Below are 13,416 nucleotides of genomic sequence, written 5' to 3'. Positions count from 1 at the left end.
TTGACGGGCATGGCGACCGAATGCACAACTACCCTGAGTCGTGAGGCGCACGACCAGCCGGCGGAACCGAAGGACGAACGGATGACGGGATCATGAGCAAGCGGACCATGGTGCTGCACAGTGCGCACAAGGACCAGTTCGACGTGCCCGACAGGGATCTCGTGTTCTACGACCAGCCGTACGACACCGAACAGCTCTCACGCGTCACCGATGTGCACCTGTGGTCACCCCTCGACGGGCCGATCGACCGTCTGCCGGAGATCATCTCGGCGATGACGAACGCGAGAACCCTCAGCATCGGCCCGGGGAGGATCCTCCCCACCGTCGTCACCGGACTGCGGCAGGGCGACCTCCCCGAGAGCCTGGAAGAGCTCTCGGTGCACATCAGCGATCGCACACTGGTGTGGCCGGAGGTGGTGGTGCCGAATCTGAAGACCCTCTACGTCGGCGAGCCCTTCCGATTCAAGAACGAGCACTTCCCTGCGCTGCGAGCGCTCTCCCTCTATCCGCAGAGATCTCTGAACAACGTGCGGCAGGCCCTCGAACTGCCGTTGGAAGAATTGAACCTGTTGAATGTGCCGATCGACGAGGAGATCTTCCGCCTCGTCGAACCGGTAGGGCTTCGCCGTCTCGGGCTGATCGGCGGACGCACCCTGATGAGCCTCACCGGGATCAGCGCGCTTCCCCAGTTGGAGTCGTTGCGGTTGAAGAACCTCACCTCCCTGGGCGACATCTCGGAGCTGGCCACACTCCAGCGACTCGAGATCGTGAACATCCAGTACTGCAAGAAGATCACCGGCATCGCCGCCATCAACGACCTCCCGCGACTGCGCAGACTCACTCTGGTCGGATGCGGGGACGTCGGCCTCGAGACGATCGAGGCGAAGTCGTCGACACTGGAGTGGGCCAACACAGGCGCGACCTGGTGACGATCTGCAGGAACGGCAGAGACGACGAAGCCCAGGTGAGGGAATCTCTCACCTGGGCTTTTCTGTCGGGCTGACAGGATTTGAACCTGCGACCCCTTGACCCCCAGTCAAGTGCGCTACCAAGCTGCGCCACAGCCCGTTGTTCTGCACTCTCGCGCAGGCAACTCCCCTATCTTAGCCCCACTCGCGGGCGCTCCGCGAACCGAGCGACCGCCGGGCGTTGCGGGGTGTCGAAGGCCCGGCGTACCGTCGCATGCATGGTGACGATCACGACAGAGGTGGCGACGACCGCCCGATGGGATGACGTTCAGCATGCGCTCACCGGCGGCGGCGACGGCGCCAGCTGTCAGTGCATCTGGCCGATGCTGAGCAACAAGGACTGGAACGAGACGACGACCCCGCAGCGAACGGAGATGCTCCGCGACGAGATCGCCGCCGGTCCCCCTCCTGGCCTGATCGCCTACGTCGATGGCGAGGCCGCGGGGTGGATCCGCATCGGACCGCGCTCGGTGCAGGCGCGAATCCCGCGCACCCGAATGATCGCAGCCGCCACCGCCGAGCCGTTCGACGACGATTCGGTCTGGGCGGTGACGTGCTTCGTCGTCCGCCGCGAGCATCGAGGGGCTGGACTCAACCACGAGCTGCTGCGCGCCGCAGTCGATTTCGCGCGAACGTCCGGAGCGCGACTCATAGAGGGCTACCCGGTCGACACCCGAGGCGAGAAGAAGCGCACCAACGATCTGTTCCACGGCACGCTGGGCACATTCCTGGCCGCCGGCTTCGCTGAGCAGACCGAGCTCAAGCCCGGCCGAACCCTCGTCGCGCTGGAGCTGACCGCGTGAGCGACGACTCAGAGCTGCCCGCATCGATGGGCAAGGTCGCGCGACGTGAGCTGGCCCTGCACGGCTTCACGCGTCTCGATCAGTTCGACGGCGCCTCCGAGCAGCAGCTCCTGGCCATCCACGGCGTCGGGCCGAAGGCGATCCGCATCCTTCGCGAGCATCTGGAGCTCCAGAGCCGCTCGCTCGCACCCTGAGCGACCGCTAGCGTGGGGACATGAGCGAAGAGCACCCGACCATCGACGATCCAGAGCTCGGCACCCTCACCCGCGCGACGACCGAGCTCACCGACGGCACGGTCCTCACCCACGACTGGTACGCCGGCGGAACCGCCGCGCACGGCGCACCCCTCGACCTGATGATCGAAGGAACGAACGCAGCTGAGGCGAGCGCCCTGCTCCCCCACGTCCGCGAGACCATCGCTGCTCTCGCGGTTCTCCGACGCCTCGCATCCGACGCCATCGTCACGGCGTTCAGCACGGGAACGCCTGAGCAGCACGAGCTCGACGACGCCGCATCCGATCTCACCCTCGAGACGCTCGAGGCATCCGCCGACGGAACGGTCGTGCTCCACTTCATCGACTCCTGCGGCGAGCATTTCCCCGAAGGGTACTGGCCCGCAGTGCACCTCGGCGCCGACGGCCAGATCACCCAGGTGACCGTAGAGTCCTGACAGCAGGGCGTCTGCGCCACCCGCCATACGATGGGTGGATGGAACGCCGCTCGCCCACCCCGCCCCTGTGGGCCTTCATCCCGTACATCACGGTGTCGGCGATTCACGTGGCGCTGCTCGCTCTCGAGAGTCCCGCGGCGGCCCCGAGCAAGCTGCTGTTGATGCCGCTGCTCGCGCTGCCCGTCCTCGTGTCGATACGCGCGATCCGCTCACGCGCCGCCTTGGCGCTGCTCTTTGCGGCGATCGCGTTGTCCTGGCTCGGCGACAGCGTGGGCGCGCTCTTCCCCGACGCTCCCGAGGTGCCGCTCATGCTCCTCTTCTTCGGCATCGCGCACCTGGCATACATCGCCCTCTTCGTCCGGCACCTCGGCGTGCGACGGATGCCGTGGTGGGCACTCATCTACGCCGCCTGGTGGATCGCGATGCTGCTCTTCCTCGGCCCGCACACGGGAGGGCTGTTGATCGCCGTCGCCATCTACGGGCTCGTCCTGGGCGCGACCGCCGCGTTCTCAACCCGATGCCACCCGCTCGTCGCCGTCGGCGGCGCATTCTTCCTCGCCAGCGATACGCTGCTGGCGCTCCGCCTCTTCCTCCCCGACTCGCTCCCCGCCTGGAGCAATCCCGCGATCATGGCGACCTATACGATCGGGCAGGGACTGATCATCGCGGGCGCGCTGATCGCACTGAGAAAGCGAGATGCCTGATGGCTGATGCCGCACGGGTCGACAGCTGGCTCTGGGCGATCCGCGTCTACAAGACGCGTTCGGCCGCGACGACCGCATGCCGTGCGGGGCATGTGCGCGTCAACGGCGACAAGGTCAAGGCCGCGCAGCACATCCGGATCGGCGACGAACTGCGCGTGCGCATCGCGGGTTTCGACCGGATCCTCATCGTCCGCCAGCTGCTCGTCAAGCGCGTCGGCGCTCCCCTCGCCGCGTTGGCATATGAGGACCGCACCCCGGAGCGCGAGCCGCAAGCGGCACTCGGACTGCGAGATCGAGGGGCTGGCAGGCCCACGAAGCGCGAGCGGCGGGACATCGATCGGTTGCGCGGGCGCAGCGCAGAGGATGACGGTATATTCCACGGCTGACCCTGGATCTATCGAACATATCTTCTAAACTGGAGGCATGGCTCAGCGCACCGACCTCGACCTCGATCTCGAGGAGCGCTGCCGCCTGCTCGACGAGTGGGTCGACAAGCGACGTCGGATCGCTGCTCTCGAGGCTGAGTCCTACGCACTCCTCGTCGAGCGCATCGGCGTGCACGACAGCGACGTCTCCGAGAGCCCTCACCATCGCGATGCCATCTTCCGCTCGATGATCGCGGAGTACTCCGCGGCCGGGCACATCCCGAAGGGGTCGATCGAATACGCCTTCACCGACGCGCGCACCGTCTCCCGAGCACTCCCTGCCGTGCAGGCCTCGTTCGCCGCGGGCTCGATCAGTGCGCACCATGTCCGTGAGATCGTGCGCGCCGGCGAGGTCGTCGACGACGCCATCCGAGACGGCCGTGTGGAAGCCGCGACGATGGGGCTCTATGAGGCCGCAGTACTCGTGGTCGCCGAACACGACACTGCTTCGCGCACGAAGCCCCACGCCCGCAAGGTAGCGGCGGGCCTCGTGGGCGAGACCGTCGTCGAGACTCAGCGGCGCGCAGCAGCCGAACGCTGCGTCAGCGTCAAATCTGTCGGCGACGGTCTGGCCGCACTCACGGCGATTCTGCCCGAGTGGGTCGCCGTGGCGATCTCCGATCGGCTCACGCAGATGGCGCGGCAGATCACTCGCTCTCGCGACGAGCGAGAGCCTATCCTCGAGCCTCTCGACGACAGCGAGAACACGCTCCGCCTCTCCGACCTCGCCCCCGATGACCAGCGATACGACGCCTACTTCGAAGCCGGAGTCATCGCCGCCGACGGCACCTTCGTCGTCGACCCGCTCGCTGGCCTGATCGACCCGATGACCGATCCGACCAGCCCCGACATCGAGCATCTCTCCAGCGACATCCGCACTTTCGATCAGATCCGCGCCGACGTGCTCGCCGACCTGCTGCTCACCGCCGACCCGAGCGAAGCGAACGGCACCGGGCTCGAGAACATCTCGGCCCGCATCCAGGTCACCGTTGCCGCGAGCACTCTCGCCGGAGACGACGACCGACCAGCCGAACTCGACGGCCACGGACCGCTGGATCCCGATGTCGCCCGCGGGCTCGCAGGCCGCTGCAAAGGATGGGCGCGCCTGTTCCTCGCCGCGACCGGCCTGGTCACCGAGACCGACTCATACTCCCCCACAGAGCAGATGAAGCGCTTCCTTCGAGCGCGGGATGAGCACTGCAGGTTCCCCGGGTGCAGGATGCCGGTTCACCGATGCGAGATCGACCACAACCACGACCATGCGCGCGGTGGGCGGACACGCATCGACAACCTCAGCCATTTCTGCACAACGCACCACTCGCTCAAGCACCCCGACATCGATGAGAGGTATCGGTGGACTGCACGTCAGACGGCTGATGGGACGGTGACCTGGACGAGTCCGCTCGGCAGAAGCTACGCCGACCCACCGCGTCGACGCGTCATGTTCATCTGACCCCGGCTCGTTGCCCGTCACACGAGAAGCAGAGCACGAGAAGCAGAGCACGAGAAGCAGAGTGATGCGGGGCACACAACCGCCCAGCCGTCGCCTCACCCTCCCGAGGGCGCGAGCGCTTTCAGCACGATGTAGACGCCTGCGATGAGCGCAGCAGCAATGAGGAAGATCACGGCGAAGGCGACGACGGCTCCGATGACGAACACGATCATGAACAGTGCATTGAGAGCGGCGATGATGGCAGCGACTCGCAGTGCGCGCTTGGCTACCTCTCCCGGAGAAACGGTATCGACCGGCTGCTCACCGTTCGGGCTCAGAACCGCCCACGCACGGATCCGGGTCGCGCGCACGATCGCGATCACGAGAAGTGCCGCCGATATCCAGAAGGCGCTGAAGGCGATCACGTTATCAAGAGGAAAGAGCAGGAATCGCAGAGGGAAGTACCTGTCACCGCCGAACATGGCGAGGTGCACTGCGACTGTGCCGATGATCGCGGCGCCGATCCCGATCGCATCTCCCACTAGGTCGGTCGACGACGGTGACGGGGTACGACGCAGGCTCATCATGCCGCGTCGAACACACCGAGCAGCCACCCTGCGGACTGCACCTGCGACGCGCCCGCCGCAGTGACGCGACCCTGGAGCTCACGATCACTCGTCACCGCGACGACATGCTGCCCTGCTCGAACGCGACGCTCGACCTCGGTCACGATCGAGTCGTCACCGGCAGCATCCGCTTCGACCACAGACACCACCCCTGCCGGCAGCAGCTCAGTGGACTCGTCCGGGGCCGGTGCCGAGATGCCCCGCGCCTTCCCTTCCACGACCAGAGCGATCTCCGGGAACCACGTCGTTCCGCCGAGACCGAGTTCAGAAGCCGGCACAGCGAGCCCGTCCAAGCGCGAGGCGAGTCGCGTCGCGGCTCCGGCCCGGTCCTTCCACCACCCGTCCGGTACGGAACCGACGACATTCGCGCCGTCCACGACGAGAGCGGGACGTATGCGAAGCAGTTCCCGCAGGACGGGCCAGGCGCTGCCGAACCCGGGATGCAGTGGGCGCGACTCGACCTCATCCACCGGCACCCACTCGAGAGCCACGCTCTCAGGATCGCTGATGACGGGCTCGAACGGCCGCACCACGTCGGCGACCACGGTCGTGTACGACCAGATGTCCAGATCGAGGACGCTCGTGAACCGGGGGCGCACGGAACCGTCGGGAACACCCGCTTCTTCCTGCGCCTCGCGCACAGCCCCCGCGATCGCGTTCTCGTCGGCATGCAGCGCACCCCCGGGCAGACCCCAGGTGCCTCCGAAATGGCTCCACGAGACCCGGTGCTGCAGCAGGACCCCTCGCTCGGGGTCGAACGCCAGCAGACCGGCCGCGCCGAAGCGCCCCCAGTACTTCTCACCCGACGGCGCGATCACCCAGGCATCACCAGGATTCCGCGGCCCGTCCGGGCGACGAGGTTCACCGGCAGCGGGAGGTACGACAGTCACCCCTTCAGCCTGTCACAGCATCCGGGTATCGGCATCCGCGAGGGTCACACGCGGGAACAGCCAAGCTCGCAGGCTGCATGTCGTGGGCGTTCGCGCGCGGTGCCACGCAGCACGCGGGAACAGCCGTATCGGCAGATCGCACGTCCCTGGGCATTCAGGCGGAGGCCCGCAGACACAACTGTGCCCGCGCGGGTTCGCGCGGGCACAGTTGGCGTCTCGGATACGACTCAGCGCTGGCGCTTCTCGCGGACGCGCATGTTGATGACGATCGGGGTTCCATCGAACTCGTACAGCTCGCGGAGGCGACGCTGGATGAATCGGCGGTATCCCGGGTCGAGGAAGCCGGTCGTGAACAGCACGAACGTCGGCGGACGCGTCGACGCCTGGGTGCCGAACAGGATGCGCGGCTGCTTTCCTCCACGGAGCGGGTGCGGGTGCTCGGCGACGAGCTCGGCGAGGAAGGCGTTGAACTTGCCCGTCGGGATACGACGGTCCCAGTTCTCGAGAGCTGTCTCGAGCGCAGGCACCAGCTTGTCGAGGTGACGGCCGGTCTTGGCCGAGATGTTCACGCGCGGGGCCCAGGCGACGTGCGCCAGGTCCTGCTCGATCTCACGCTCGAGGTAGCGTCGGCGGTCGGCGTTCTCGAGGTCGTCGTCGTTCAGACGGTCCCACTTGTTGAATGCCAGCACGAGCGAGCGACCGGACTCGAGCACGAGATCGATGATCCGCACGTCCTGCTCGCTGATCGTCTCGGACACATCGAGGACGACCACGGCGACCTCGGCCTTCTCGAGAGCAGCCGAGGTGCGCAGCGACGCGTAGAAGTCCGCACCCTGCGCCATGTGCACGCGACGGCGGATGCCGGCGGTATCGACCAGACGCCACAGCTTGCCGCCGAGCTCGACGATCTCATCGACCGGGTCACGCGTCGTACCCGCGAGGTCGTTGACGACCACACGCTCCTCGCCCGCTGCCTTGTTGAGCAGCGAGGACTTGCCCACGTTCGGGCGACCGAGGATCGCGACGCGACGAGGTCCGCCGATCTCCGCCTTCGCGACCGCGGAGACATCAGGAAGCGTCTTCAGCAGAGCGTCGAGCAGGTCGGCGACTCCACGACCGTGGATGGCCGAGACCGGGTGCGGTTCGCCGAGTCCGAGGTTCCAGAGAGCCGCGGCCTCGGGCTCCTGACGGGCATCGTCGATCTTGTTGGCGACGAGGAAGACCGGCTTGCCGCTCTTGCGGAGCAGCTTCACGACGTGCTCGTCGGTCGACGTGGCACCGACCATCGCGTCGACGACGAACAGCACGACGTCGGCGAGATCGATCGCGACCTCGGCCTGAGCGGCGACGGAGCGGTCGATACCGCGCGCGTCGGGCTCCCAGCCGCCGGTGTCGACGAGCGAGAACCGACGGTCGGCCCATTCGGCCTTGTACGTCACGCGGTCGCGGGTCACACCGGGGGTGTCCTCGACGACGGCCTCACGGCGCCCGAGGATGCGGTTCACGAGCGCGGACTTGCCGACGTTCGGTCGACCGACGATCGCCACGACCGGCAGTGCGGGGAAGAACTGGATCCCGTCCTCGCCCATCGTGATCCCGGCGAGGAGCGCAGCATCCTCATCGTCCAGGTCGTAGTCGGCGAGACCTGCACGCAGCGTCTCGGCGCGCGCCTCGGCTAGCTGCTCGTCGAGCTGCTCCATCTTCTCGGCGAGCTGGTCGGGGCCGCCTTCGTATTCGTCGTCAGCCATGGTGTACTCCTCGGATTCGTTCGATCACCGTGAGGACGGCGTCGATGGTCTGTGGGAAATCGAGCTCCGTCGAATCGACGACCTCGACGCCCTCTGCGGCGTTCAGGAAGTCGACGACGGCGCTGTCGGATGCGTCGCGCTTGTGCAATGCGGCGGCGACGGCCTCGGCGTTCTCGCCGGCGAGCTCGCCGGCACGTCGTGCGGCGCGCACCTCGGGTGCCGCCGTGAGAAGGATGCGCACAGGCGCATCCGGGGCGACGACGGTCGTGATGTCCCGACCTTCGACGACGACGGCCGGGTACGGTGCATCGGCGACGAGGGAACGGAACAGACGATTGACCTGCTCGCGCACCTCTGGCACGCGTGCGACACCGCTCACGGCGCCGGAGACCGACGGCTCGCGGATCGCGTCGGTGACGTCCACGTCACCGACCTGCACTGTGCGGTCGTCGGGGTCGAGGCCCAGTCGCACCGGGAACTCGGCGACGGCGGCGAGGACGGCTTCGGCATCCGCCGTGTCCGCACCCCGGTCGAGAACATGCCAGGCGAGCGCACGATAGGCGGAACCGGTGTCGAGGTATCCGAATCCGAGCTTGCGAGCCACGGCCTTGGAGACGCTGGACTTGCCGGAGCCGGCCGGTCCGTCGATGGCGATGAAATCAGTCATTGGTGGTACCTGCAATCCGCCAGCCGCGTTCCTGGAGTCCGGTGATCGCGCCGTGCAGTGCAGCGGGGTCGACGCTGATCTCGGCGAGACCGAACTGCGCTCCCGGCGAGTGCTCGAGGCGGAGGTCCTCGACGTTCACGCCGAGCTCTCCGAGTTCACCGAACAGACGACCGAGCTGACCCGCGGTGTCGTCGATCATGACGACGAGAGACTCGAACCTCTGGTTCTGCCCGTGCTTGCCCGGCAGACGATCGACACCGTCGTTGCCCTGCCGGATGGTCTCGGCGACCACTCGCCGGGCACCGGGCGCCTCGGGGGCGCGCAGCGCATCCGACACCTCACGGAGATCGGCTGCCAGAGCGTCGAGAATCTCCACGACGGGCTCCGCGTTCGCACCGAGGATCTGCACCCAGAGCTCAGGAGCGGATGCCGCGATGCGTGTCGTGTCACGCACTCCCTGGCCCGACAGGCGCAACGCGCCCTCGTCGGCCACGGCGAGCCGTCCGGCGAGGAGGCTGGCGACCACCTGCGGAACGTGCGAGGTGAGAGCGACGGAGCGGTCGTGCTCCTCCGGGGTCATCTCGAGCGGCATCGCGCCGACGTCGAGGGCGAGGGCCTCGACGAGAGCGAGGTCTGCCGCCCTGGTGTCGGCATCGCGGCACACGACCCAGGGGCGACCGATGAAGAGGTCGGCGCGCGCGGAGATCGCCCCGCCGCGCTCGCGCCCGGCGAGCGGGTGCGAGCCGATGTAGCGGGTGATGTCGACACCGCGGTCGCGCAGGCTGCGGAAGGGTTCGAGCTTCACGCTCGCGACGTCGGTGACGACGGCATCAGGGAATCGGGCGAGTTCCGCCTCGATCACGTCGGCCGTGACATCAGGCGGCACGGCGACGACGATGAGCGTCGGTGCGTCGTCGTCGGCCACGGCACGACCTGCGCCGTAGTCGATCGCGAGACGCAGCTGTGCGGGTGAGGTGTCGGCGAGGACGACGTCGATGCCCTTGGCGCGGAGGGCGTGGCCGATGCTCGCACCGAGCAGACCGGCGCCGACGACACGCACGGTTCCAGAGAGCCTGGCCGCGATTCGCGGCGCGACAGCACTCCGGGCCCCCGTGGGCGCACTCGTCGTATCGGTCACTCGTTCTCCTGCTGCTCGCCTGGCGCCTCGGCGACACCGGAATCACGGCGCGACAGAGTCAAGAGCGCGCCCAGTTCGATTTTAGTCAGTTCGCGCGTCTTCCCAACCGGGAGGGTTCCCAGGTGCAGCGGGCCGAACTGCCGACGCACGAGCTCTGTGACAGGGTGGCCGACCGCGGCCAGCATCCGGCGCACGATCCGGTTGCGCCCCGAGTGCAGCGTCAGCTCCACGAGGCTCGACCCACGCGAGGTGTCGAGCAGGCGGGCCTTGTCTGCGGCGATGGGCCCGTCTTCGAGCTCGATCCCCTTGGTGAGCTTCGAGATCGTCTGCGCCGTCACCTCGCCCTCGACCTTGGCGATGTAGACCTTGGTGACACCGAACGACGGGTGCGCGAGCACGTGTGCGAGGTCGCCGTCGTTCGTGAGGACCAGCAGGCCGCTGGTCTCGGCATCCAGACGGCCGACGTTGTAGAGGCGCTCTTCATAGTCGTCGGTGAACTGACGCAGGTCGGGACGACCGTTCTCGTCACGCAGGCTGCTCACGACGCCGGTGGGCTTGTTGAGCATCACGTAGCGCTTCGACACATCGAGCTGCACGGCTGTGCCGTCGACGTCGATGAGGTCGTTCTCGGGGTCCACGCGTCGGCCGAGCTCGGTGACGGTCACGCCGTTGACACGGATGCGTCCTTCGACGATGTACTGCTCGATCACGCGCCGCGAGGCCACGCCCGCCGCTGACAGCACCTTCTGCAGGCGCACGCCCTCGGGTGTCTCGAAGCCGCTCATCGGATGGTCCCTTCGTTGAAACTGAAACTGAAACTCGGCGCAGAGGCCACGGGAACGGCCGCCGTCGCAACAGAGATCATCGGATGGCCCCTCTCGTCGAAGCCGCGACTCTGTGACGTACCGACCGCGTTCGATCCGATCGGATCGGATGACGTCATCGGATGGTCCCTTCGTCGAAGCCGTCGGCACCGTCGTCGAGCAGAGGAGAGATGGGGGGCAGCTCTTCGAGCGAGTTGATGCCCAGGTGCTGCAGGAGTGCGTCGCTGGTGCCGTAGTTGATCGCGCCGGTCTCGGAGTCCGCGAACAGCTCGGTGATGAGGCCGCGCGCGAGGAGCGTGCGCACCACGGAATCGACGTTCACCGCACGGATCGAGGCCACCTGGCTACGAGTGACCGGCTGCTTGTAGGCGATCACCGCGAGCGTCTCGAGCGCGGCCTGCGACAGCCGCGCCGGCGCCTGTCCACCGACGAACTCGGCGACCACGTCGTCGTGATCCTCGCGGACGTAGAGACGCCACCCGCCGCCGACCTCGCGGAGCTCGAAACCGCGGCGCGGTCCCTGTCCCTTGCCGTCGTAGTCGTCGACGAGCGTCTCGATCGTCTGCCGCACCGCAGCGACGGGCGAGCCGACCGCGGCCGCGAGAGCGACGAGCCCGATCGGCTCGTCGATGATCAGCAGGATCGCCTCGATCCTTTCGGAGAGAGGCGACTCGCGGACGACCTCGTCGGTCGGGGATTCTGTCAGGTCATCGGTCATAATCGGCTCCCAGAGATGCCAGAGTCTCGTCCGACCAGGAGTCGGCGGCCCAGCGCAGCGTCAGCTCGCCGAGCGGTTCGAGTTGTTCGAAGGAGAGCGCGGCATGACGGTACAGCTCCAGCACGGAGATGAAACGCGCGACGACGATCCCGGGCTCGGTCACACCCGCGACGAGCTCACGGAAGCTCACCGATTCGGCGGTGCGCAGCAGAGTCACCACGATCGCGGCCTGCTCCCGGATGCTGACGAGCGGCGCATGCAGATGGTCGAGCCCGACGTGCGGGATCTCCTTCGGCGCGAACGCCAGCAGAGCCAGAGCGGCGAAGTCGTCGGCGCTGAGTGACCAGACGAGCTCGGGGGTCTTCTTGCGATGCTTCTCGTCGAGACGCACGGCCCGCACATGGCGGCGGTCCTCTCGCTGCAGGCAGCGGGCGAACCATGACGCGACCTCCTTGAACGCGCGGTACTGCAGAAGACGCGCGAAGAGCAGATCGCGGGCTTCGAGCAGTGCGACAGCCTCGGCATCCACCAGCTCGCCCTGCGGAAGGAGACCGGCCACTTTCATGTCGAGCAGGGTCGCCGCGACCACCAGGAACTCGGAGGCCTGGTCGAGCTCCTCGTCGTCGTCGAGCTCTTTGAGGTAGGCGATGAACTCGTTCGTGACGGCGCTCAGCGACACCTCGGTGATGTCCATCTCATGCTTCGAGATCAGGTTCAACAGCAGGTCGAACGGACCATCGAAGTTCGTCAACGACACCCGGAATCCCGGGTCGGCTACCGGTGGATCGCTCAGATCGGCCGATACCGGCCCCTCGGCAGCCGTGGCTGCGGCCTCAGCCGCTGTGTCGGACGGCTCGACCTCAGGCGACAGCGCCACGGGCGACCAGCTCCCGCGCCAGCCGCAGGTATGCCTGGGCGGCGGCGTGCTCCGGAGCGAACTCGGTGATGGGCACACCGGACACCGATGCGTCGGGGAACTTCACCGTACGACCGATCACGGTCTCGAGCACGTCGTCGCCGAACGCCTCGACCACGCGCTCGAGCACCTCGCGCGAGTGGAGCGTGCGCGGGTCGTACATGGTGGCGAGGAGGCCGTCCATCGTGATCGACGGGTTCAGCCGGTCGCGCACCTTGTCGATGGTCTCGATCAGCAGGGCCACACCGCGCAGGGCGAAGAACTCGCACTCGAGCGGGATGATCACACCGTGCGCCGCGGTCAGCGCGTTGACGGTCAGCAGTCCGAGCGACGGCTGGCAGTCGATGAGGATGACGTCGTACTCCCCCGCCACCTGGCGCAGCACGCGGGCGAGGATCGTCTCGCGCGCGACCTCGTTGACGAGGTGCACCTCGGCGGCGGACAGGTCGATGTTGGCGGGCATCACGTCGAGGCCCTCGACGCCCGAGTGCACGATCGCGTCGTGCGCGTCGCGCTTGGTGTCGAGCAGCAGGTCGTAGATGGTCGGCACATCGTGCGTCTGGATGCCGAGGCCTGCCGACAGCGCACCCTGGGGGTCGAAGTCGACGGCGAGCACCTTGCGACCGTATTCGGCCAGTGCCGCGGCGAGGTTGATCGACGTCGTCGTCTTGCCGACGCCGCCCTTCTGGTTGCACAGGGCGATGATGCGAGCAGGACCGTGCGAGGCGAGCGGTTCCGGGGTCGCGAAGCCGTGATAGGGACGCCCGGTGGGTCCCATGGGTGTGTCGTCGGTCTTCGACGTCTTCGCCCTGGACTTCGCCGCGTTCTCAGCCACCGATTCTCCTGCTCCTTCGTGCTTGGTCGATTCTAGCGATCGCCCGGGGGGA

At 67.4% G+C, this 13,416-nt stretch carries 16 protein-coding genes and 1 tRNA gene; 7 read left to right on the top strand and 10 right to left on the bottom strand.

All coding sequences use genetic code 11. The features are described from left to right. Positions 1-92: 92 nt before the first annotated feature. Positions 93-929: a hypothetical protein gene (locus ACQ4LY_RS12280; protein WP_431071878.1), complete on the top strand. Its 837-nt coding sequence runs from the start codon at positions 93-95 to the stop codon at positions 927-929. Between the two features lie 65 nt (positions 930-994). On the opposite strand, the gene ACQ4LY_RS12275 is transcribed toward ACQ4LY_RS12280, so the two are convergent. Further along, positions 995-1,068 (bottom strand) — tRNA-Pro (locus tag ACQ4LY_RS12275). A 118-nt stretch (positions 1,069-1,186) separates the two neighbouring features. On the opposite strand from ACQ4LY_RS12275, the gene ACQ4LY_RS12270 reads away from it, so the two are divergent. The 6 genes from ACQ4LY_RS12270 to ACQ4LY_RS12245 are packed head-to-tail and all read left to right on the top strand — an operon-like array spanning position 1,187 to position 5,023. Continuing rightward, positions 1,187-1,771: a GNAT family N-acetyltransferase gene (locus ACQ4LY_RS12270; protein WP_431071876.1), complete on the top strand. Its 585-nt coding sequence runs from the start codon at positions 1,187-1,189 to the stop codon at positions 1,769-1,771. Then, complete coding sequence (locus ACQ4LY_RS12265) at positions 1,768-1,965, top strand: hypothetical protein (RefSeq protein WP_431071874.1); 198 nt, start codon at positions 1,768-1,770, stop codon at positions 1,963-1,965. Before ACQ4LY_RS12270 ends, ACQ4LY_RS12265 begins: the two co-directional genes overlap by 4 nt. Positions 1,966-1,985: 20 nt before the next feature. Further along, on the top strand, positions 1,986-2,441 hold the full coding sequence (locus tag ACQ4LY_RS12260) for a hypothetical protein (RefSeq protein ID WP_431071872.1): 456 nt from the start codon (positions 1,986-1,988) through the stop codon (positions 2,439-2,441). A gap of 38 nt (positions 2,442-2,479) precedes the next feature. Next, entirely contained in the window at positions 2,480-3,145 is a 666-nt protein-coding gene (locus ACQ4LY_RS12255) for a lysoplasmalogenase family protein (RefSeq protein WP_431071870.1), read from the top strand. Continuing rightward, a complete protein-coding gene (locus ACQ4LY_RS12250) occupies positions 3,145-3,531 on the top strand; it encodes an RNA-binding S4 domain-containing protein (protein WP_431071868.1) in 387 nt (128 codons plus the stop codon). The genes ACQ4LY_RS12255 and ACQ4LY_RS12250 overlap by 1 nt, the downstream gene beginning before the upstream one ends. Positions 3,532-3,568: 37 nt before the next feature. After that, positions 3,569-5,023, top strand: a complete 1,455-nt coding sequence (locus ACQ4LY_RS12245) for a DUF222 domain-containing protein (RefSeq protein WP_431071866.1) — start codon at positions 3,569-3,571, stop codon at positions 5,021-5,023. Positions 5,024-5,118: 95 nt separating this feature from the next. Here ACQ4LY_RS12245 and ACQ4LY_RS12240 read toward each other — a convergent pair whose 3' ends face one another. The 9 genes from ACQ4LY_RS12240 to ACQ4LY_RS12200 all read right to left on the bottom strand — a co-directional run bounded on the left by ACQ4LY_RS12240 (position 5,119) and on the right by ACQ4LY_RS12200 (position 13,307). Further along, positions 5,119-5,586 carry a hypothetical protein gene (locus ACQ4LY_RS12240; protein WP_431071864.1) on the bottom strand — a complete coding sequence of 156 codons (468 nt, stop codon included), beginning with the start codon at positions 5,584-5,586 and terminating at the stop codon, positions 5,119-5,121. Beyond that, positions 5,586-6,518 carry an NUDIX domain-containing protein gene (locus ACQ4LY_RS12235; RefSeq protein ID WP_431071862.1) on the bottom strand — a complete coding sequence of 311 codons (933 nt, stop codon included), beginning with the start codon at positions 6,516-6,518 and terminating at the stop codon, positions 5,586-5,588. The genes ACQ4LY_RS12240 and ACQ4LY_RS12235 overlap by 1 nt, the downstream gene beginning before the upstream one ends. A 227-nt stretch (positions 6,519-6,745) precedes the next feature. After that, positions 6,746-8,266 (bottom strand): ribosome biogenesis GTPase Der, encoded by a 1,521-nt coding sequence (der, locus tag ACQ4LY_RS12230; RefSeq protein ID WP_056306901.1) that lies wholly within the window; start codon positions 8,264-8,266, stop codon positions 6,746-6,748. Then, a complete protein-coding gene (gene cmk, locus ACQ4LY_RS12225) occupies positions 8,259-8,933 on the bottom strand; it encodes a (d)CMP kinase (RefSeq protein WP_431071859.1) in 675 nt (224 codons plus the stop codon). Before cmk ends, der begins: the two co-directional genes overlap by 8 nt. Beyond that, positions 8,926-10,071: a prephenate dehydrogenase gene (locus ACQ4LY_RS12220; RefSeq protein WP_431071857.1), complete on the bottom strand. Its 1,146-nt coding sequence runs from the start codon at positions 10,069-10,071 to the stop codon at positions 8,926-8,928. Before ACQ4LY_RS12220 ends, cmk begins: the two co-directional genes overlap by 8 nt. Next, a complete protein-coding gene (locus ACQ4LY_RS12215) occupies positions 10,068-10,856 on the bottom strand; it encodes a pseudouridine synthase (protein ID WP_431071855.1) in 789 nt (262 codons plus the stop codon). Before ACQ4LY_RS12215 ends, ACQ4LY_RS12220 begins: the two co-directional genes overlap by 4 nt. 154 nt (positions 10,857-11,010) lie before the next feature. Further along, positions 11,011-11,613, bottom strand: coding sequence for an SMC-Scp complex subunit ScpB (scpB, locus tag ACQ4LY_RS12210; protein WP_431071853.1), 603 nt, complete (start codon positions 11,611-11,613; stop codon positions 11,011-11,013). Continuing rightward, positions 11,603-12,490 (bottom strand): segregation and condensation protein A, encoded by an 888-nt coding sequence (locus ACQ4LY_RS12205; RefSeq protein WP_431071851.1) that lies wholly within the window; start codon positions 12,488-12,490, stop codon positions 11,603-11,605. The genes scpB and ACQ4LY_RS12205 overlap by 11 nt, the downstream gene beginning before the upstream one ends. After that, entirely contained in the window at positions 12,474-13,307 is an 834-nt protein-coding gene (locus ACQ4LY_RS12200; RefSeq protein ID WP_056517281.1) for a ParA family protein, read from the bottom strand. Before ACQ4LY_RS12200 ends, ACQ4LY_RS12205 begins: the two co-directional genes overlap by 17 nt. Between the last annotated feature and the right edge of the window lie 109 nt (positions 13,308-13,416).

It is taken from the genome of Microbacterium phyllosphaerae (assembly GCF_050628115.1).
GTDB classification, from domain to species: Bacteria; Actinomycetota; Actinomycetes; order Actinomycetales; family Microbacteriaceae; genus Microbacterium; species Microbacterium phyllosphaerae_A.
Note: the sequence above shows the minus strand (reverse complement) of the source record. Positions and strands in the feature narration are given on the sequence as shown.